1 protein-coding gene is annotated in these 314 nt (G+C 62.4%); it reads left to right on the top strand.

What is annotated here, in order from left to right; all coding sequences use genetic code 11:
- A partial coding sequence (locus PA598K_RS31785; protein WP_148092017.1) for a zinc-binding dehydrogenase occupies positions 1-187 on the top strand: 187 nt, incomplete at its 5' end.
- Positions 188-314: the final 127 nt, after the last annotated feature.

The following is a 314-nucleotide window of genomic DNA, read 5'->3' as shown; positions in this document are numbered from 1 at the left end:
CCTGCCGCTGCGAGAGAAGCTCCGGCTCACCTCACAGTTGGCCGACTGGGCGCTGCCGCGCTTTGCAGACGGCCGGCTGCGTCCGGTCATCGACACGGTCCTGCCGTGGACCGAGGCCAATGAGGCCCATGCCCGGATGGAGAGCGACGCCAACGTTGGAAAGATCGTCCTGCGTGTGCAGGGCTAGTCGTGGCAAGTGCCGTCATACTGTCGTGTCGCAGTGTTTCCCCGAAGTTCGGGTGGAGATGGAGAAAGGCGACGCGCAGTACGCCACTAGCAGCACGATCGCTGATATACCGTTACTATAGACGTTG

This window comes from Paenibacillus sp. 598K (genome assembly GCF_003851045.1).
In the GTDB taxonomy this organism is placed as follows: domain Bacteria; phylum Bacillota; class Bacilli; order Paenibacillales; family Paenibacillaceae; genus Paenibacillus_D.
This window is presented reverse-complemented; position numbering and strand designations above follow the sequence as displayed.